Genomic DNA, 19,031 nt, shown 5'->3' with positions numbered 1-19,031 from the left:
TCCTTAATGGTGTAAATTTTATTTTGTAGTCGCTCCTATTTTGAAAACTTTCTCAATCCAATCGATGCTTTCATCCACCATCGTATCATCATCTTTCAAATGGTTGGCAAAATGTGTAGTTATTTTTTGGATAATTCTGTTGCTGATAATCTCTGCTTGTTCTTCGTTGAAATTTGAAATTTTCTTGCTTTGAAAATCCAATTCGGATGTTTTTATCGCATTCAATTTTGCTTTCAAAGCATTGATAGTAGGGGCAAATTTTCTGCCTTTGGTCCACGTAGTAAATTCTTCTTTGATTTCTTCAATGATGGCTTCAGCAGCGGGAATGTGTTTTTTTCTATTTTCTAAAGTTTCATCTGTTAATTGTGACAAATAATCCATGTGAATCAGCGTAACACCTTCTAATTCCTCGACATTTTCATTTACATTTTTAGGAATTGATAGATCCAAAATCAATATTGGTTTTTTCAAATTCAGAATCGCTTTGTCAATAGTAGGATTCTGTGCGCCGGTAGCTACCACAACAACATCTGCTTTTTGCAGTTCCAAATGCAGTTCCGAATAATCTTTCACAATTAGATTCAGTTTTCCGGCTAGTTTCTCTGCTTTTTCTTTGGTTCTGTTGATAAGTGTAATGTGTTCGTTTTTAGTGTGTTTTACTAAATTTTCACACGTATTTCTACCAATTTTTCCAGTACCAAACAATAGAATATTTTTGTTCCCAATGTCTTGCACATTGTTAATAATATAACGAACCGCAGCAAAAGAAACCGAAGTAGCTCCAGAACTAATTTCGGTATCGGTTTTTATTTTTTTACTGGCTTGAATCACCGCATTCACCAATCGTTCCATAAAAGCATTGGCTAAGCCCAATGATTTTGATTGTGAAAATGAGTTTCTTATTTGGGCAATAATTTCAAAATCACCCAGAATCTGACTGTCTAAACCCGTTCCCACACGAAACATGTGGCTGACGGCTTCTTGATTTTTATAGACAAAACCCACTTTTTGAAAAGCTTCAACTGAGCCTTGACTGTTCTCGCAGATTAATTTGATCAATTGAAACGGATGTTCCGCATAACCGTAAATCTCTGTACGGTTACAGGTAGAAGTAACTATTAAACTCTCTATTCCTTCATTCTTAGCTTGTTCCAAAACCCGCGTTTTTGCTGCGGCATCTAAACTAAACTTTCCTCTAATCTCAGCATCTGCTTTTTTATAGCTTAATCCTACGGAGTAAAAATAATGATGCTTTGATGTGTTATTGTTTTCCATATTTGCACTTTTCCTAAAAGTGAGGCAAAATTATCACTATAGTATTTATAAAAGTAACGCTAGAAGTTCTTTTTGTATCGCTCAGTGATTTTTTAATTCCAAATGGTCAGAATACTGCAAAAAAGGCTACTTTTGTAATGAATTCAAGTTGTTTGAATTACTTTATTTAAAGTGGTTCTAAATAAAATAACTTGATGAATATCATTTTCATTTAAAAAAAATATCGCTATGGGTTCTCAGGAAATTATAAAAATTGAGGATGATTTCACACTCATTCGCTTTCAGAATGACAGCAACGATTCTTTTAATGCGCAACGGGAAGTGGGCAGCGGTTTGATTCAGTTTCATTTTGGAATCAAAGGAAAAGCGAAATTCATTTTCAACCAAGGCAATTATGCTTTGGAACTGAAAGAGGAAAAATCATTGTTGCTGTACAACCCACAAAAAGAACTGCCTTTAAATCTGGAGTTAGCACCTAATTCTTGGGTAATCTCTGTGATTATTTCTATCAAAAAATTCCATGCTTTATTTTCGACCGAAGCCGATTATATTACTTTTTTAAGCGCAGATAATAAGGACAAAAAATATTATAACGAAGGTAATATCAGTCCCTCGATGGCGATTGTTTTATCGCAATTATTTCATTATAACTTGCATCCCTCCATAAAAAACTTGTATTACAAAGGCAAAGGATACGAATTATTGAGTTTGTATTTCAATAGAACTGAAGATCCAAACGCAGAACAATGTCCGTTTCTAATTGATGAGGACAATGTCATGAAAATTAAAAAAGCCAAAGAAATCATCATAGCCAATATGGCTGAACCACCCGGATTACAGGAATTGGCGGATGAAATAGGGCTGAATCTAAAGAAACTAAAAATGGGTTTCAAACAAATTTATGGCGATACCGTTTATGGTTTTCTGTTTGACTACAAAATGGATTTTGCTCGAAAATTACTCGATAGCGGCTCCTATAATGTAAACGAAGTAGGATTGAAAATTGGCTACAGCACCGGAAGCCATTTCATAGCGGCATTTAAGAAAAAATTTGCCACTACGCCCAAAAAATACTTGATGTCGATCAATCCAAATATGTCCTAAACAATTGATTTCATATATTAAACAATAAATAAAAAATAGTTAATCGCAATTTATAAAAAAGTAAGTTTATTTACTTTTGTACCAACAAAAAAAGATAACATGAAAGGTGTATTATTAGTTAATTTAGGTTCTCCGGAAAGTCCAACTCCAAAGGATGTAAAATCGTATTTAGATGAATTTTTAATGGACAAATACGTAATTGACGTTCCGTTTTTGTTACGAGCATTATTAGTTCGTGGTATAATTTTGCAAACAAGACCTAAAAAATCTGCTGCCGCTTACGCAAAAATATGGTGGGACGAAGGGTCTCCTCTGGTGGTTATTTCCAAAAGAATGCACGAAAAAGTACAAAAATTAGTTGATGTACCCGTTTCCCTAGCAATGCGTTACGGAAACCCATCCTTATTGTCCGGCTTACAAGAGTTACATGATAAAGGCGTGACCGAGGTGTTGTTTTTTCCTTTGTACCCGCAACATGCAATGGCATCTACCACCACAATAATAGAACTGGCCGAAGAGTACCGTAAAAAGTATTTTCCGGGTATGAAATTCACGATAGTTCCTGCGTTTTACAACAAACCAGATTATCTCAAAAACTTGGCTGATTCCATTAAAGGTCATCTAGAAGGTTTTGACTATGATCATTTATTATTCTCCTACCATGGAATTCCGGAGCGTCATATTCGCAAAACGGATATCACAAAATCACATTGTAAAATTGACGGTTCATGCTGCAACACCCCGTCGCCGGCACATGAGTTTTGTTACCGCCATCAATGTTATGAAACGACCAAACAAGTTGTAAAATTGCTGGGAATTCCAGAAGGAAAATACAGCCAGACTTTTCAATCGCGCTTAGCCGGAGACAAATGGTTGACACCATATACAGACGTTGAAGTAAACAAAATGCCAGAGAAAGGAATCAAAAACCTGGCTGTTGTAACGCCTGCTTTTGTATCGGATTGCTTGGAAACTTTGGAAGAAATTGCCATGGAAGCCAATCATGAATTTAAGGCTCACGGAGGAGAAAATTTTAAAGCAATTCCTTGTTTAAATGATGGTGACGACTGGTGTAAAACCGTAAGTAATTGGATTTCAAGCTGGTCCAATGCTTCATCATCACTTAAACTTGACTCCGAAAAAATTAACGCTTAAATGACTGTTACCGCCGATGAACTAGGAACACAAGACATTAAAAAACTCTTGATAAAACAGGCAGTTCCGTCTTCTATTGGGATTTTATTCATGTCGGTTAATATCTTGATTGATACCATATTTGTTGGACAATGGATTGGTTCTTTGGCCATTGCTGCGGTAACCGTAGTTCTGCCCATCACCTTTTTGATTTCTTCTCTGGGAATGGCGATTGGTGTGGGCGGAGGATCTGTACTTTCCAGAGCATTGGGAGCCAGTCACAAGGAAAAAGCACTTCAAACATTTGGCAACCAAATCATGATGACTTTTTTATTGGCTTCTGTTTTTGTGGTATTTGGTCTTTTTTTTAGTGACGAAATGCTAATGCTTTTTGGCGCGAAAGGAGCCATAATGGAACCCGCAAAAGAATTTTTTATCCCCATAATTATAAGCGTTCCGTTTTTGGCACTTTGCATGATGGGAAACAACGTGATTCGCGCCGAAGGCAAGGCCAAGTTTGCGATGGTCTCCATGATTATTCCTGCATTTGTCAATATTGCATTGGATATTATTTTTATCAAATACTTAGATTTAGGTATGTTTGGCGCTGCTTTGGCTACTGCCATATCCTATTTTACCTGTTTCTTGTTTGTACTTTGGTTTTTTGTTTTCAAAAGTGAACTTCAACTGAAAATGAAGCATTTTAAATTTAAAATGCCCATTGTCAAAGAAATCGCTGAGTTGAGTTTTGTGACTTTTTCAAGACAAGGAGTTGTGAGCATTTTAGCCATCATCCTGAATCATACTTTATATACGTATGGCGGCGAACATTCTGTTGCTATTTATGGAATTATCAGTCGAATGCTGATGTTTTCCTTGTTTCCTATCCTGGGAATTACGCAAGGATTTCTGCCAATTGCCGGTTTTAATTACGGTGCCGGAAATTATGAAAGAGTCAAAGAAAGTGTGCTGCTTTCGATAAAATACGCCGCCTTTTTAGCCACCGTTATTTTTGTGGTTATTCTAATTTTTGCCAAACCTATCGTTGCTGTTTTTACTACAGATCCACTCGTGATTGATCAAACTCCGGAAGCGTTGCGTTGGGTTTTTGCGGCTTCGCCAATCATAGCCGTTCAGTTAATTGGCGCGGCTTATTTTCAAGCGGCGGGAAAGGCAAAAAAAGCATTGCTTTTGACCTTAAGCAAACAAGGATTTTTCCTGATTCCGTTAGTGCTAATTCTACCAAATTTTTTAGGTATTTTTGGAGTGTGGTTTGCATTCCCAATTGCAGATATCTTATCAACAATACTAACTGGCTATTTTCTAAAAAAAGAAATGAATACAAAACTGATTCAAACTAACGATGGAATACTATAATTACCTTAAATCTCTGCACCTCATCTTTGTAATTACATGGTTTGCAGGATTGTTTTATATTGTACGCTTATTCGTGTACCAAATTGAAGCGGCACAAAAACAATCGCCAGAGAAAGAAATTCTGCAAAAACAATACAAAATAATGACCTATCGCTTGTGGTATATTATCACTTGGCCTTCGGCTGTTTTAGCGAGTATATTTGCCTTTTCATTACTTTATCTGAATCCAAGTTTAATTCAGTTAGATTATATGCAAGTAAAATTTGGCTTTGTTTTTGCACTTTATTTATACCATGGAAAATGCCAACAAATTTACAATCATTTGCAAAATGATGAAATAAAATACAGTTCAAACTTTATGCGGTTGTGGAATGAAGGTGCGACCATAATTTTATTTGCAGTCGTTTTTTTAATCATTGTCAAAGATGCAGTGAACTGGATTTATGGTGTAATTGGAATCTTTTTGTTTTCCATTTTAATTATGTTGGGTTTTAAATTTTACAAACGGATTCGACAAAGAAATCAATCTTAATTATGTTCAAAAGCTTCAAAACAGCAATGCTCTCGTTACGAATCAGAATCTTCCTTTCGATGATTGTGTTGATATTAATAGCGTCTGTTTTATTAGCTTCTATATCCATCATTCAATTTAAAAACGAAGCCAAAGAGTACCACCAAGAACGCTTAGAACGCAATGAGAATTCTGTAAAAGAGCACATCAATTATGTACTCTCTACCACTACATATCCTTTAAATTCTGCCAATTTAAGTTTGATTTTTAAAGATAAAATCCATGAATTAGCCCACATTCATAATGCGGAAATAAACATCTATGGTCTGGACGGAAAATTACTAAAGTCTTCTAAAGAGTCTTTTTCTGTGGATATAGTGGCGCCTCCTATTCCAAAATACATTTTAAAACTAGTTCGTTCTTCTATCGAAAAAAGATACGTTGATATTAAAACTATAGATGGCAAAAAGAACCGTTCCGCTTTCAGCCAAATCAAAGATCATAAATTCAAACCACTGGGGATATTGAACTTACCTTATGTAGAAGATGATGGATATTATGAAAACGAATTAAAAAGTTTCCTAATTCGTCTGGGACAGGTGTATGCTTTTATGCTTATTATTGCTTTTGCTGTCGCTTATTTCCTTTCCTCTTACATTACAAAATCATTAAAAACAATATCAGATAAGTTAAGTGGAACGAGTTTAAATCAAAAAAATGAAAAAATTGTTCTGGAAGCAAACAGTAAGGAAATCAACTTATTGATCAATGCCTACAACGGAATGGTGGACAAACTGGAGAAAAGCGCCATTAAACTGGCCCAAAGCGAACGAGAAGAAGCGTGGCGCGAAATGGCCAAACAGGTCGCCCATGAAATCAAAAATCCGCTTACGCCAATGCGATTAACAGTACAAAGTTTTCAACGAAAATTTGATCCAAACGATGCCAATGTAAAACAAAAAATGAACGATTACTCCGAAACTTTAATTCAACAAATTGACACCATGAGTGCCGTTGCCTCTGCGTTTTCAAATTTTGCATCAATGCCGGCACAGCAAAACGAAACCTTGAATGTTGTTGCCGTAGTAGAACTTGCGATGGACATTTTCAATGAAGACTACATTGAATTTCAAAGCGATTCTCCTGAAATTATTTCGAAAATTGACCGTACCCAACTGATCCGGATTATCACGAACCTGGCTAAAAATGCTATTCAGTCTATTCCGGAACAACAAGAAAAAAAATCAGTAGTTCTCCGTATCCATAAAGCAGCAAACAACGTATTAATTACTGTTACCGATAATGGAATTGGGATTCAACTCAAAGATATTGACCGTATATTCGAACCAAAATTTACCACTAAAAGTAGCGGAATGGGTCTTGGTCTTGGAATTATAAAAAACATTATCGAAAATTATAAAGGAACGATTACCTTTGAAACTGAATATGGAAAAGGAACTACTTTTACGGTTTCGCTTCCAATAATTAACACCTAAAAATACAATTATGAACTACGAAAATCTTTTAATTGCAACCGAAAATAACATTGCAACGATTACCATTAATCGTGCTACAAAACTAAATGCGTTGAATGTTGCCACGATTTCTGATTTGAATAAAGCTTTCAAAACATTAGGGAAAAATGATGAAATTCGTGTTATTATTTTAACGGGAAGCGGTGAAAAAGCTTTTGTGGCGGGAGCGGATATCTCTGAATTTGCTGCTTTTTCAGTTGAAGAAGGAACGCAATTGGCCGCTGAAGGACAAGAAAAATTATTTGATTTCATAGAAAATTTAAAAAAACCCGTAATCGCAGCCGTTAATGGTTTTGCATTGGGCGGCGGATTAGAATTAGCCATGGCGTGTCATTTCAGAGTAGCTTCAGAAAATGCAAAAATGGGATTACCTGAAGTTTCGCTGGGTGTAATTCCGGGTTACGGAGGAACGCAACGTTTGCCGCAATTGATAGGAAAAGGACGCGCAATGGAAATGATTATGACCGCAGGAATGGTAACAGCGCAAGATGCTTACAGAACGGGACTGGTGAATCACGTAGTCCCTGAAGCTGAACTTTTAGATTACTGTGTGAGTGTAGCCCATAAAATAATAAAAAATTCTCCGTATGCTATTGGCAAAGCCATAAAAGCCGTCAATGCTAATTTTAAAGAAGGAAAAAATGGCTATGAAACCGAAATAAAAGCTTTTGGAAAATGTTTTGGAACCGAAGATTTTAAAGAAGGAACAGCTGCATTTTTAGAGAAAAGAAAAGCAGTGTTTACGGGGAAATAATAACAAAAGAGAACCACGTTGGTTCTCTTTTTAGTTTATAAATGATGTTCCTTTAAAATAATCTTTGCTCAAAAAACAGATTATCTGCTTGACAAGACTTAATTTTGCAATCCTCTTTCGGAATATAACCATCTAAAATTAAACCAATGTCCTTCCAACCTGTATTTGCACTTTTCTGGGAAAATGTAAAAGAAAGCATCCAAAATGGCACTTACGCCAAACTAACACTTGCCAAAACCATTGGTGACACCGAACTGAAAAACATCTACGTTCGTCCCGTTTTGTCAGAAAGTGACCTATTCAGCCTTTCCGTTACGGCGCGTTATAAAACCGAAGAAATAGAAAGTTTTCATACAATTGACGAAGCTTTTATGGTATTAGCGCCTTTTATGAACAATCCATTTTTAACTGCCTTACTGTTTACAACGGAGAACGACATCACTTTTAAACTCAATAAAAAAAGAGTAGGAACTATTATTGAGCAAGCGCCCACTTTTAAAAATGCTTCGGATGTGATCTTGGAAATGAAAGCAAAAGGGATTTCGATTTAAGATTTTTGATTAATCCCGATAACTATCGGGACTGATTTTTGATTTAAAAAACCAGTAATCCAAAAAATATCTGAAATTTAAAAATAGTGGTTAGGGACCAGAATTTAGTAATCAGTTCATGGCTTGGGTGTAAAGCAAGACTGAAATCGATCTTTTTTAATTAAAGTTGCAGTATTTGGACGTCAACAAACTGAATACTAAAAACTGAACACTGTTTACTTACTTCTCCCCTTCCCATTCCGCATAAAACTGCGCCAGAAATCCTTCCATGTAACGATGTCTTTCTTGTGCAATTTGTTTACCGGTCTCGGTATTCATCTTATCTTTCAAAAGCAATAACTTTTCATAGAAATGATTTAACGTTGGAGAATCATTCTTCTTGTATTCTTCCTTGGTCATGTTGAAATTTGGAGCAATTTTAGGGTCGTAGATCGCTCTGTTTTTAAATCCACCATAATTGAATGTTCTGGCAATTCCAATGGCGCCAATCGCATCTAATCGGTCCGCATCCTGAACCACATCTAATTCTATTGAGGAGAATTTCTTTTCGAAATTACCGCCTTTGTATGAGATGTTTTCAATGATCTTGACCACATGTATAATGGTATCTGCGTCAACATTTTCTGATTCTAAAAATGATCTCGCTAGTTTTGGCCCTACAGTTTCGTCACCGTCATGAAACTTACTATCGGCAATATCATGCAGCAAAGCACCCAATTGAACCACCGTGGGATCACAAGCTTCTTTTCTAGCAATCAAAACGGAATTTTTAAACACTCTTTCAATATGAAACCAATCGTGTCCGCCTTCGGCATTTTTTAGTTTTTCCTTTACAAAAAGAATCGTTTTTCGAATTAAATCTGCATTTATCATTCTTTATATACTTTTAAAAAAAAAGTTGAATTTCAAAGTTCTGTAACTTCAAAATTCAACTTTTTTATTCTTTATTTTTGCATTCAAAAAGCTATCGTACTAAAGCGGGTTCTACCCATTTGAAAATATGGGATTCTTTCGGAATGACCAATCGCTCAGAAATTCGTGCCATTCTTCCGGGTAATTTCATCAAATAATCCCGGGCTTTTTCTGCTTCGTCAGTTAAGCCTGTAATTTTATCAATTTCCCATTTGTCAATTAATTTTTGCATAATGTCTACATAATCCGCTGCAGTGTACACCCCGATTCGTTGTGCCGAATCCGAAAACTGTTCGAAAGCAGTACTTATTTTTTCACCGGATTCTCTTAAGAAATGTGCTGGCATAACGATTTTTGCTTTCATCATATATTGAAACGCAAGCATCATTTCGCTAGGATCCACCTGAAAAATACGAGTTACAAACTCACTGTAAGCATGATGGTGGCGCATCTCATCACCCGCAATCATTTTGCACATTTTAGACAATTTGTTATCCCCATATTTCTTAGCCATTTGCGCTACTCGGTTATGGGAAACATAGGTTGCCAACTCTTGAAAACTAGTATAAACAAAGTTTTTATAAGGGTCTCTTCCGGTTCCTATGTCAAAACCATCGTTGATGAGGTGTTGGGTAGTCATTTCTACTTCACGCATATTCACGCGACCTGATAAATACAGATATTTGTTGAGCATGTCGCCATGACGATTTTCCTCTCCAGTCCATTGTCGGATCCATTTGGACCAACCGTTTCGCTCTACATTATCTATTCCGTCTACGTCCATTAACCAAGATTCGTAGGTCGGTAAGGCTTCTTCAGTAATCGTGTCACCTACTAAAGTTACCCAAAAATCATAGGGTAATTCTTTTGCAATTTCACGCAATTCTTTGACCTCATCAAAAAAAGTATCACTTTGAGAATTAGGCAAAAAATCCGTTGGTTGCCATATTTTTTCTACTGGTATCAGATACTGATCGACAAAGCTATCTACGTTTTTTTCCAAAAACTGCATTACTTCTAATCGAATGTTTTTTATTGACATTATATATAAATTAAATTTTTATTCCTTGAACAACTGCTTTTTCTGTTTTTTCGATCAAATCAGAAAAATTATAATCTTTAACCGCTAATGGCTTATGAACTACAAAGGTAAGGCGATTTCCTAAACCTAAAGGGAAAAATCCATATTTAACAATTATCCAAGAATTGTTTATGCTTATCGGAACTACATAAGCCGAAGGCGCGTATTTGCATAAAATTTTGAATCCGCTTTGCGCAAATTCCTTTGGCTTCCCAGTCTTGCTTCGTGTTCCTTCCGGAAAAATAACTGCGCAACGATTGTGTTTTTCAATATATTCAGACAAATTTTTGATCGCAGGAATGGCTTGCTTGGGGTCTCTACGATCAATAAGAGCAGAACCACCATGTCGTAAATTAAACGACACACTGGGAATCCCACTTCCCAATTCTTTTTTACTGACAAATTTACAATGAAATCGGCGAAAAAACCAAATCATAGCAATAATATCGTACATACTTTGATGATTGGACACGAAAATTAACGGAACATTTTTTGGGATGCTTTCCACATTTTCAAACCGGTACGATGTTCCTAACAGTCTTGTGCACAAAATCAGAAAAAAATTTAAATAATCGACACTTATTTTATGAGCTTGATACCCAAAAACGTGAAAGCAAACCCATTGAATTGGGTGAAAAATAACCAAGGTAAGACCAAAACATAAATAATAGATTACGGATATGGGATACGAAATTAGTTTTTCCATGCTTTAAAAATTTGCCGTAAAAGTAAGAAATATATTTTTAGCCCGATTTTAAATCCCAAACAATATATGGACTCAACCTTTAATCGTAACTTTGCCAGTCAAAATCCATGTCCTTTTTTCTATTAAAATGAATTTTACTTACTCAAAAAACGAAAAACTAAAAAGCAAGACCACTATTGGATTATTGTTTACCGAAGGGAAATCAGTATCAAAATATCCGTTGCGATTGGTGTATAAAGCCAGCTCTTTTGGCGATCCCGAATCCCGAAACTTCGGGACGGGAGAAAAAATAAAAATGGGAGTTTCGGTTTCCAAAAAGAATTTCAAGAAAGCCGTAGACCGCAATTATTTCAAACGCGTCCTGCGCGAAACCTACCGGCTGAACAAACACCTTTTGATTGACCATCTGGACCAACCCTATTCCTTTATGTTTTTTTATCAAACTAAAGACAGATTGACGTACGCCGAAATTAATACCAAAACCATTCAATTGTTTGAGAAATTTGTTGCTCAAAACATTAAAAAACCAGTATCCGAAAGCGATTCTATTTCTGAAATATAAACAATTCACCTATCCCAATTAAACAAAATCACCTTTAGATTCAGTCCTGCATCATTATTTCGTGATTTATTGTTATTTTAGTGGTCTCAAATTTAGTTAATTAAACCTATGAGCTTCCTCAAAAAAAAATTCTTAATTCCCCTTGTCGCTTCGGTATTTCTGTTTATTGGAACCAGCTTCAAAGATGATTTTTTTGAAATCGCCAAGCAAATCGAGATATTCACGACCCTTTTCAAGGAATTAAACCGAAATTATGTCGATGAAACGAATCCTGGAGAATTAATGGACAAGGCCATCAAAGGAATGCTGGTTAATTTAGACCCATACACCGTATATTTCAACGAGCAGGATGTAGTGCGATTCAAGATAAACAACACTGGAGAATATACCGGAATAGGCGCTTTACTGACTCGAAAAGAAGATAAATTGATCGTTAAAGAGCCCTATAAAAATTTTCCCGCCGACAAAGCTGGCCTTAAAGCCGGTGACGAAATTATTCAAGTGGGAGATGTCCTTTTGTCTGATTTTAAAGACGAGGCCTCTCAGCTTTTCAAAGGTACCAAAAACACCAAAATAGACCTCAAATACATCCGACAAGGAAAAGTACAAAGTACCCAGATTATCCTGGACGAAGTCGAAATCAAATCGGTGCCCTTTTTTGCAAAAATAGACGACAAGACCGGCTATATCGTATTATCGCATTTTAATAAAAAAGCGTCCTTGGAAACCAAAGAAGCCTTAGAACAACTCAAAAAAGAAGGTGCCGAACGCATTATACTGGATGTCCGAGACAATCCGGGCGGACTCTTGAATGAAGCCGTGAATATTTGTAATTTATTTGTTCCAAAAAACGAAATTATTGTTACTACAAAATCAAAAATAGAGCAACACAACAGCACATATAAAACAACCAAAGACCCTGTAGATACTGACATTCCTTTGATAATACTTGTTAACGGTCACAGCGCTTCAGCATCCGAAATCGTGGCTGGCGCACTTCAAGATTTAGATCGTGCTGTAGTGGTGGGTAGCCGCAGTTTTGGGAAAGGACTCGTGCAAAGACCGGTAGATTTAACGTACGGTACACAACTAAAAGTAACCATTTCTCGTTATTACACGCCATCCGGAAGATGCATTCAAGCTTTAGATTATTCACGAAAAAACAAAAACGGAATGGTTCTAAAAACAGAGGAGAAAAACTATAATGCCTTTAAAACCAGAAAAGGCAGAACCGTTTATGACGGCGGAGGAATTCAGCCGGATGTAGAACTGGAAGAAACTAAATTAAGTCCGATAGCAAATGCTTTGCTTCACAACGACGGGATTTTTAACTATGCCACGACGTATTATTATAAAAATCCAAATTTAGGAAATCGCATTCCTGTTATTTCTGATGTGGAGTATTTAGAGTTCAAACAGTTCCTAAAAACACAAAAATTCTCCTTTGACACGGAAACGGAATTGGCCTTGAAAAACACTTTGGCTATGGCCAAAAAAGAAAAACTAGAGGAATCTATTCTGGTAGAATATCAACAATTAAGTGTTGCGCTTCAAAAAAGCGAAAATGCCTTATTGGACAAAAACCAAAAAGAAATCAAAAACCTGATGGTCGATGAAATCATTAAACGCTATCAATATCAGGAAGGGCTGTATCAGTATTACATCAAAAATAATTCTGAAATCAAACGGGCCATTACTATTTTGAATTCCAATATGGAGTATCAGTCTATCTTAAAATGAAAAAATCGTTCTCCATAGTGCTATTACTTTTTTCGAGCTACGTATCAGCTCAGTGGCAACCTATAGAAACGGTTTATTTTGAATTTGACAAATTCACACTTTATAACGACCAAATACAAACGATAGTCGATTTTATAAAAAACACAGATACCTCAAAAGTAGAATCGATACAAATTTATGGGTATTGTGATGACCGGGGTGCTAACGATTATAATTATGAATTATCAAAAAACAGAGTAATTACGGTACAAAATATACTTATCCAAAATGGTTTCAGTAAAAACAAAATTGTCATTATTGAAGGCAAAGGCCGCGTGATTCTGAAAAAAGATATGATAGAAAACCTATCCGAAACCCGTTCTAAAAACAGGCGAGTCGACTTGTTTCTTGTCAAGAAAAACAGTTTTGGAAACGGCATTTACAATTCGTTTCAGAAGAAGCATAAAGTAGGCGACCGTATTTATCTGGAAAATATCCTTTTTCCACTTGGCAGCAGCACATTAACGGAGAAATCTAAGAAAGAATTAGACAAGATTGTGGTTCTTTTGCAGCAACAAAAAACGTTGGAATTCGAAATCAGAGGCCACGTTTGTTGCACGCCCAGTTATTACCTGGATGCCATAGATAAGGGAACCCGAGAACGCAAGCTTTCCTTGAACCGTGCAAAAAACGTCTATAAATACTTGATAAATAAAGGCGTAAACAGCCTTAGGATGCATTATATAGGAAACGGAAACAAATTTCCCTTAGGTCAAGGAGAAGCATTAGACCGCAGAGTTGAGTTTCTGATTCTAAAAATTTAGTTCCCCACTTTTCATCTCAATATGCGGAATATCGTCTTCGAGATACATTTCACTGGTTTGCACAAAACCATGACTCTCATAGAATTTCTTTAGGTACAATTGCGCTCCAATAGTGATGTGGCTTTCGCCAAAATAATGCGCTATTCCTGCAATAGATTCCCGCATTAAGTCATGACCCCATTTTCTGTCACGGTAATTTGAATCAACTGTTACTCGGCCAATTGAGGCATTGTCAAAACTGATTCCTGGTTTGAAAAGTCTGGAATGCGCTACAATTTTACCTTCAAATTCCCCAATAAGATGCAGAGCTAGTTTGTCCTTTCCATCTAGATCGAGATATACACAGTTTTGCTCCACCACGAAAATCTCGCTTCTCAATCTCAGCAGATCGTATAACTCATCCACAGAAAGTTCCTTAAACGACTTTATACTCCATTTTAACATTTTATTTTTTTTAGTTTTTATTAGACTGCAAATAAAAGAAAATAAAACTATTTTTTCAAAACCTCAACTGATTTTATGATGGCTTCTAACTCATGCATTAAGTCTCTTTTTTCTTTGGAGGGCGCATAACAAAAGCCTTCCAAAACTAAAATCCTGTTGTGCTCTGTATCCAGAATAGCATAATTAATAAAAGGGCCTGACATAAAATCGTTTTTCAATTCCCAAGTTCCTTTTGTTTCATACGTTTCCTTTCCGTCCAGACTGATCTTAAAAAAATAAGGCGAATAGCTTTCTCCGGTAATCATTACAGTATTATTCTCTTTTCCGCTGATGTAAAGATTGCCAATAGAATCCCTCATTTTAATAATATTCGTGATCAGATCTGTATCCTTTTTAGTGATGACATTTATAGGAACTTGATAAATCAACAAACTCGTGTTGCCGCTTATAATTTCATTTTTTAACCATATAAAATGCGGTTTATGAAGGACGTATTGATATGAAGAAGGAATATTAATCGAAATTTGAAATTTATTCTTGATGATTTTTGGATTAAGAATAGACTGTTTTATAATGCGTTGGTTTTCGGAAATTTCAGTTTCCTTAATAATTTCAATTATTTTTGGCGAATTTTTCGCTATTATTTCTAGAATATCTACACTTGTTTTTCCGGAAATATGAAACACATTTTGGGGTGATGCGTATTGATTTTTTTTAATTTCAAATTTATTTTGCTCTTCTTTTTTGACTACGATAATCGTACGGCTGTCCGTCATAAATCCTTCTAAAATTTTAGTAGGATATTGATTTATCGTAAAAAGAGGTTCCTCCTCAGGCAATCCTATAACGGCGGAGGCAAATTTATTTCGAATACTGTCGCCAATCTCACCATTCCACAACTGGTCGTCTATGATAACTGAAATAGTATTAATTTTTCCTGTTGTAGCACGCGGTTGGGGATCCTTTTTTTGGTTGCAAGAACCCAGCAAAATGGCAGTAAGAAGCAATAAAAGAAGGGCTTTATTCATTGTATTTCAATTATAAAATAAAACCCAAATTTAGATAAGATTATTCTATTATCCGTTAATTTTAAGTTTCATTCCTGGTTTGAGTACTTCCCCGCGAATACCGTTCCATTTTTTCAGGTCAGAAATGGTTACGCCTGGATATTTTTTTGATATACTATACAACGAATCCCCTTTTTTTACATAGTAATCAACGGTTTCTTTCTGGGATAATCCGGAACCATTTATTTTTTTATTAAAGTAACTTATCGTTGCTTTATTTGTATTTATTACAGGTTCCTCTTTGGCGACAATCAAAGAACTCCCTAAAATAATTGTCTGCCCGGAAATTTTATTCCATTGTTTCAGAGTAGACGGAGAGGTGCCAAATTTCTTAGCAATGCGCTCTAAATTATCTCCTTTTTGAACTATATAATACGCCTTGCTTTCAGTAGATGCTACAGCTGCGTTTGCCTCTAATGACGCGGCAACTTGCTTCTCAGAAAGGGCTTGTATTGGATCTGAATTCTTTATTACTTCATTAGAAACAACCGCTTCGTTGCTACTAATTTTTAGGTTTTTACCATACGCGATAACATTGCTGCTTAGCGCATTCCATTGTCTTAAATCAGCAATGCTAACATTGTATTTACTGGCAATAGCTCCCAGATTATCTCCTTTTTTTACCTTGTAATACTGGGTTGTCTGGGATTGCGCTATTCTTTGATTGCCAGTATCTTCACGTTCTTTTTTGGGTGTTGTTTTTGTGGCAAAATAGGGCTTCTCTCGTTTGCTGGATTCGTATTCTGTATAGGCATAAATCGGACCTTCATTAGAGGCAAAAACAGCAATTTTTTCTTGTGGCAATCTCAAATAATGATTTTGATCATGATAAAAAGGAATTATATCAAGCTTGTAGGAGGGATTTAAAACCTGCAATTGAACTACTGGAACATCAAGTAAATCTGATATTTGCTTGAATGTAATTTGCTTCTTGATCAGGATAGTATCCGTAGTAAAATGCTTTATGGTAGCCCGCTGGGGCACGATTCCGTGTTCCTTATGGTATTCATAAAGATACATGGTTGCTAAGAAAGCAGGTACATATCCTTGGGTTTCTCTGGGAAGATTTTTCCTGATATTCCAATAATTTTGCTGACCACCGGAACGTCTGATAGCTTTGGAAACATTTCCCGGACCAGAGTTATAAGAGGCCAAAACCAAATCCCAATCTCCAAATATTTTGTACATATTGGTCATATATTGCGCTGCTGCCTCGGTAGCTTTTAAGGGATCGCTTCGTTCATCCACATACGAATCAATTTTCAACCCATATTGTTTTCCGGTTTGATACATAAATTGCCACAGTCCAGTTGCTCCCATTTTTGAAACTGCTTTTGGATTTAAAGCAGATTCCACAACGGCTAAATATTTTATCTCCAAGGGAATATTTTGTTTGGCCAAAGCCTCCTCAAACATGGGGAAATAATATTCCGAAGTGGCCATTAATCGTTCAAAAGATTTTTTTCGGTATTTTAAAAATGATTTAATAATGTTTTCCAGACCTTGATTGTACGCAATATTAAACGGCGATTTTGCATTCATTGCCGCCAATCTTTCTTTCAGCAGTGCTGTTGGTAACTCATAATCTACTTTTTCATCTATATTTATATTTTCGATGTCTTCTGTAAGATCATTATATAAATCTAAGTTGGTCATTTCATTCATCCATAAACTGTCTACACAAGATGCCAGATCATATTCAACAAAGGAATTCTTAATGGAATCTAAATAGGATAATTTTGCATCAATTTTTTCAAATGCTTTGTTTTCAGTTGCTTTCTGCGAAAATAAATGAATTGATAGCAACAGAAAAAACGATAATGTGGTATTTTTTATAGTCATATTTAAAAGATCAAAGACCTATAATCCAAATGATTAGAAGTCTTATTTTTACAAACTTAAGAGGTTAAAACTAAAATTTTCTTTAAATATTGTTAAAAATATAATTTTTCAGTCCTTGGTACTGAATTTCTAATCGTTTGTGGGTAAAATTACTTTAAAGATCCAATTGTGAAACTTAAAAAAAACCTCAGCGATACATAAGGTATCGCTAAGGTTTTTATACATGTGATAAAACAGCTGTTTGATTTGAATGCTATTTAGATATCAAACGGCTTTTATTTTAATTTTACTGCATTTATTAGTCTAAAATAGCTGCAATTCCGGGTAACACTCTGCCTTCAAGCATTTCCAGCATTGCTCCTCCGCCTGTAGAAACATAACTCACTTTATCTTCCAGCCCAAATTGTTTTACAGCTGCCACTGAATCCCCTCCACCTACAAGAGAGAATGCTCCGTTTGCAGTAGATTCTGCAATAAAGTTGCCCAATGTAATTGTTCCGTTAGCAAAATTTTCCATTTCAAAAACACCCAATGGACCGTTCCAAAGAATCGTTTTAGAATCCATGATTACTTTTTTGAAGTTTTCCAATGATTTTGGTCCAGCATCCAATCCTTGCCACCCGTCAGGAATTGCTTTGACATCCACAATCTGGGTTTGAGCATCATTTGAAAAAGCATTTGCCGCTACAACATCAACCGGAATATGGATTTGAACTCCTTTTTCTTTGGCTAATCTCAAGATTTCCAAAGCCAATTCTTGTTTGTCATCTTCACAAATTGAATCTCCAATTTTACCGCCTAATGCTTTCACAAAAGTAAAAGTCATTCCGCCACCAATAATCATGTGGTCTACTTTATCCAGAATATTCTCGATTACGGTAATTTTAGAAGATACTTTTGATCCACCAAGGACTGCTGTTACTGGTTTTTCGCTGTTTTTTAAAACTTTGTTCAAGCTTTCTATTTCTTTGGCCAATAATAATCCAAAACATTTTTCGCTTGGAAAAAACTGCGCAATAATTGTAGTCGATGCGTGCGCTCTATGCGCTGTACCAAAAGCGTCGTTTACAAAAATATCACCAAGTGACGCCAGTTCTTTTGCAAAAGCAACATCACCCGCTTCTTCTTCGCTGTGAAAACGTAAATTTTCTAACAATAAAACTTCTCCAGCCTGCAATTTTTCAGCTGCAGCTTTCGCCTCTGAACCAATACAGTTTGAAGCGAACTGAACCGAAACTCCAAGAATTTCAGCAGTTGTTTTCAAAATGTGTTTCAAAGAGTATTTTTCTTCCACTCCTTTTGGCCGACCTAAATGCGACATCAAAATCACGCTTCCGCCTTGCGCAAGAATCGCGTCAATAGTAGGTTTTGCAGCTTCAATACGCGTGGCATCCGTTACATTGAACTTTTCGTCCAAAGGCACATTAAAATCAACCCGAATTATGGCTTTTTTATTTGCAAAATTGAAATCAATTATGGTTTTCATCAGTCTGTTTTTTAGTTTATTTTTTTTGAAAGAGTAACAAATATAGAACTTTTAAATTATTAATAAATTAGAGAAAATCATATAAAATCAATTTTTAGCAACGAAATCGATGTAAATTAATAAATAATGCTTTTATTTATCAATTTA

The 19,031-nt window shown here is 35.7% G+C and carries 18 protein-coding genes; 10 read left to right on the top strand and 8 right to left on the bottom strand.

Translation table 11 applies throughout. The features are described 5' to 3' along the window. Positions 1 to 18: 18 nt before the first annotated feature. Entirely contained in the window at positions 19 to 1,275 is a 1,257-nt protein-coding gene (gene hemA, locus EKM03_RS01030; protein ID WP_126452248.1) for a glutamyl-tRNA reductase, read from the bottom strand. Between the two features lie 228 nt (positions 1,276 to 1,503). Between hemA and EKM03_RS01025 the strand changes: the two genes are divergently transcribed. From EKM03_RS01025 to EKM03_RS00995, 7 genes are all read left to right on the top strand, one after another. Then, positions 1,504 to 2,379, top strand: coding sequence for an AraC family transcriptional regulator (locus EKM03_RS01025; protein WP_126457725.1), 876 nt, complete (start codon positions 1,504 to 1,506; stop codon positions 2,377 to 2,379). Between the two features lie 99 nt (positions 2,380 to 2,478). Next, positions 2,479 to 3,534: a ferrochelatase gene (hemH, locus tag EKM03_RS01020; protein ID WP_126457726.1), complete on the top strand. Its 1,056-nt coding sequence runs from the start codon at positions 2,479 to 2,481 to the stop codon at positions 3,532 to 3,534. Then, complete coding sequence (locus EKM03_RS01015) at positions 3,535 to 4,890, top strand: MATE family efflux transporter (protein WP_126563548.1); 1,356 nt, start codon at positions 3,535 to 3,537, stop codon at positions 4,888 to 4,890. After that, positions 4,877 to 5,422 carry a CopD family protein gene (locus EKM03_RS01010; RefSeq protein ID WP_126563547.1) on the top strand — a complete coding sequence of 182 codons (546 nt, stop codon included), beginning with the start codon at positions 4,877 to 4,879 and terminating at the stop codon, positions 5,420 to 5,422. Before EKM03_RS01015 ends, EKM03_RS01010 begins: the two co-directional genes overlap by 14 nt. Positions 5,423 to 5,481: 59 nt before the next feature. Further along, positions 5,482 to 6,897, top strand: coding sequence for an ATP-binding protein (locus tag EKM03_RS01005; protein WP_126459053.1), 1,416 nt, complete (start codon positions 5,482 to 5,484; stop codon positions 6,895 to 6,897). A gap of 10 nt (positions 6,898 to 6,907) precedes the next feature. Continuing rightward, complete coding sequence (locus EKM03_RS01000) at positions 6,908 to 7,690, top strand: enoyl-CoA hydratase/isomerase family protein (RefSeq protein ID WP_126457729.1); 783 nt, start codon at positions 6,908 to 6,910, stop codon at positions 7,688 to 7,690. A gap of 146 nt (positions 7,691 to 7,836) precedes the next feature. Beyond that, on the top strand, positions 7,837 to 8,241 hold the full coding sequence (locus EKM03_RS00995; protein WP_126739724.1) for a hypothetical protein: 405 nt from the start codon (positions 7,837 to 7,839) through the stop codon (positions 8,239 to 8,241). A 219-nt stretch (positions 8,242 to 8,460) separates the two neighbouring features. Here the strand turns inward: EKM03_RS00995 and EKM03_RS00990 are convergent, their stop codons facing one another. The 3 genes from EKM03_RS00990 to EKM03_RS00980 form a co-directional block, all read right to left on the bottom strand. Beyond that, positions 8,461 to 9,114 (bottom strand): HD domain-containing protein, encoded by a 654-nt coding sequence (locus EKM03_RS00990; RefSeq protein ID WP_126739723.1) that lies wholly within the window; start codon positions 9,112 to 9,114, stop codon positions 8,461 to 8,463. 91 nt (positions 9,115 to 9,205) lie between these two features. After that, the gene (locus tag EKM03_RS00985) at positions 9,206 to 10,195 is read right to left on the bottom strand and encodes an acyl-ACP desaturase (protein WP_126457732.1); all 990 of its coding nucleotides are present in this window, start codon (positions 10,193 to 10,195) and stop codon (positions 9,206 to 9,208) included. Between the two features lie 10 nt (positions 10,196 to 10,205). After that, positions 10,206 to 10,940: a 1-acyl-sn-glycerol-3-phosphate acyltransferase gene (locus EKM03_RS00980; RefSeq protein WP_126457733.1), complete on the bottom strand. Its 735-nt coding sequence runs from the start codon at positions 10,938 to 10,940 to the stop codon at positions 10,206 to 10,208. Between the two features lie 127 nt (positions 10,941 to 11,067). Between EKM03_RS00980 and rnpA the strand changes: the two genes are divergently transcribed. The 3 genes from rnpA to EKM03_RS00965 all read left to right on the top strand — a co-directional run bounded on the left by rnpA (position 11,068) and on the right by EKM03_RS00965 (position 14,045). Further along, the gene (rnpA, locus tag EKM03_RS00975) at positions 11,068 to 11,502 is read left to right on the top strand and encodes a ribonuclease P protein component (protein ID WP_126457734.1); all 435 of its coding nucleotides are present in this window, start codon (positions 11,068 to 11,070) and stop codon (positions 11,500 to 11,502) included. 108 nt (positions 11,503 to 11,610) lie between these two features. Then, the gene (locus EKM03_RS00970; protein WP_126457735.1) at positions 11,611 to 13,242 is read left to right on the top strand and encodes a S41 family peptidase; all 1,632 of its coding nucleotides are present in this window, start codon (positions 11,611 to 11,613) and stop codon (positions 13,240 to 13,242) included. After that, the gene (locus EKM03_RS00965; protein WP_126457736.1) at positions 13,239 to 14,045 is read left to right on the top strand and encodes an OmpA family protein; all 807 of its coding nucleotides are present in this window, start codon (positions 13,239 to 13,241) and stop codon (positions 14,043 to 14,045) included. Before EKM03_RS00970 ends, EKM03_RS00965 begins: the two co-directional genes overlap by 4 nt. Here EKM03_RS00965 and EKM03_RS00960 read toward each other — a convergent pair. The 4 genes from EKM03_RS00960 to pgk all read right to left on the bottom strand — a co-directional run bounded on the left by EKM03_RS00960 (position 14,034) and on the right by pgk (position 18,884). Continuing rightward, on the bottom strand, positions 14,034 to 14,489 hold the full coding sequence (locus EKM03_RS00960; protein ID WP_126739722.1) for a GNAT family N-acetyltransferase: 456 nt from the start codon (positions 14,487 to 14,489) through the stop codon (positions 14,034 to 14,036). The genes EKM03_RS00965 and EKM03_RS00960 overlap by 12 nt on opposite strands. A gap of 47 nt (positions 14,490 to 14,536) precedes the next feature. Further along, entirely contained in the window at positions 14,537 to 15,517 is a 981-nt protein-coding gene (locus tag EKM03_RS00955) for a DUF4837 family protein (protein ID WP_126457738.1), read from the bottom strand. A 48-nt stretch (positions 15,518 to 15,565) separates the two neighbouring features. Further along, positions 15,566 to 17,398 carry a LysM peptidoglycan-binding domain-containing protein gene (locus EKM03_RS00950; protein WP_126552805.1) on the bottom strand — a complete coding sequence of 611 codons (1,833 nt, stop codon included), beginning with the start codon at positions 17,396 to 17,398 and terminating at the stop codon, positions 15,566 to 15,568. 298 nt (positions 17,399 to 17,696) lie between these two features. After that, positions 17,697 to 18,884 carry a phosphoglycerate kinase gene (pgk, locus tag EKM03_RS00945; RefSeq protein WP_126739721.1) on the bottom strand — a complete coding sequence of 396 codons (1,188 nt, stop codon included), beginning with the start codon at positions 18,882 to 18,884 and terminating at the stop codon, positions 17,697 to 17,699. Between the last annotated feature and the right edge of the window lie 147 nt (positions 18,885 to 19,031).

The sequence above is a fragment of the Flavobacterium sp. GSP6 genome (assembly GCF_003984855.1).
Taxonomy (GTDB): Bacteria; Bacteroidota; Bacteroidia; order Flavobacteriales; family Flavobacteriaceae; genus Flavobacterium.
Note: the sequence above shows the minus strand (reverse complement) of the source record. Positions and strands in the feature narration are given on the sequence as shown.

Excerpts from the sequence above, each read along its gene's own strand:
- hemA (WP_126452248.1), bottom strand. The coding sequence starts at position 1,275 with ATGGAAAACAATAACACATCAAAGCATCATTATTTTTACTCCGTAGGA.
- EKM03_RS01025 (WP_126457725.1), top strand. The coding sequence starts at position 1,504 with ATGGGTTCTCAGGAAATTATAAAAATTGAGGATGATTTCACACTCATT.
- hemH (WP_126457726.1), top strand. The coding sequence starts at position 2,479 with ATGAAAGGTGTATTATTAGTTAATTTAGGTTCTCCGGAAAGTCCAACT.
- EKM03_RS01015 (WP_126563548.1), top strand. The coding sequence starts at position 3,535 with ATGACTGTTACCGCCGATGAACTAGGAACACAAGACATTAAAAAACTC.
- EKM03_RS01010 (WP_126563547.1), top strand. The coding sequence starts at position 4,877 with ATGGAATACTATAATTACCTTAAATCTCTGCACCTCATCTTTGTAATT.
- EKM03_RS01005 (WP_126459053.1), top strand. The coding sequence starts at position 5,482 with ATGATTGTGTTGATATTAATAGCGTCTGTTTTATTAGCTTCTATATCC.
- EKM03_RS01000 (WP_126457729.1), top strand. The coding sequence starts at position 6,908 with ATGAACTACGAAAATCTTTTAATTGCAACCGAAAATAACATTGCAACG.
- EKM03_RS00995 (WP_126739724.1), top strand. The coding sequence starts at position 7,837 with ATGTCCTTCCAACCTGTATTTGCACTTTTCTGGGAAAATGTAAAAGAA.
- EKM03_RS00990 (WP_126739723.1), bottom strand. The coding sequence starts at position 9,114 with ATGATAAATGCAGATTTAATTCGAAAAACGATTCTTTTTGTAAAGGAA.
- EKM03_RS00985 (WP_126457732.1), bottom strand. The coding sequence starts at position 10,195 with ATGTCAATAAAAAACATTCGATTAGAAGTAATGCAGTTTTTGGAAAAA.
- EKM03_RS00980 (WP_126457733.1), bottom strand. The coding sequence starts at position 10,940 with ATGGAAAAACTAATTTCGTATCCCATATCCGTAATCTATTATTTATGT.
- rnpA (WP_126457734.1), top strand. The coding sequence starts at position 11,068 with ATGAATTTTACTTACTCAAAAAACGAAAAACTAAAAAGCAAGACCACT.
- EKM03_RS00970 (WP_126457735.1), top strand. The coding sequence starts at position 11,611 with ATGAGCTTCCTCAAAAAAAAATTCTTAATTCCCCTTGTCGCTTCGGTA.
- EKM03_RS00965 (WP_126457736.1), top strand. The coding sequence starts at position 13,239 with ATGAAAAAATCGTTCTCCATAGTGCTATTACTTTTTTCGAGCTACGTA.
- EKM03_RS00960 (WP_126739722.1), bottom strand. The coding sequence starts at position 14,489 with ATGTTAAAATGGAGTATAAAGTCGTTTAAGGAACTTTCTGTGGATGAG.
- EKM03_RS00955 (WP_126457738.1), bottom strand. The coding sequence starts at position 15,517 with ATGAATAAAGCCCTTCTTTTATTGCTTCTTACTGCCATTTTGCTGGGT.
- EKM03_RS00950 (WP_126552805.1), bottom strand. The coding sequence starts at position 17,398 with ATGACTATAAAAAATACCACATTATCGTTTTTTCTGTTGCTATCAATT.
- pgk (WP_126739721.1), bottom strand. The coding sequence starts at position 18,884 with ATGAAAACCATAATTGATTTCAATTTTGCAAATAAAAAAGCCATAATT.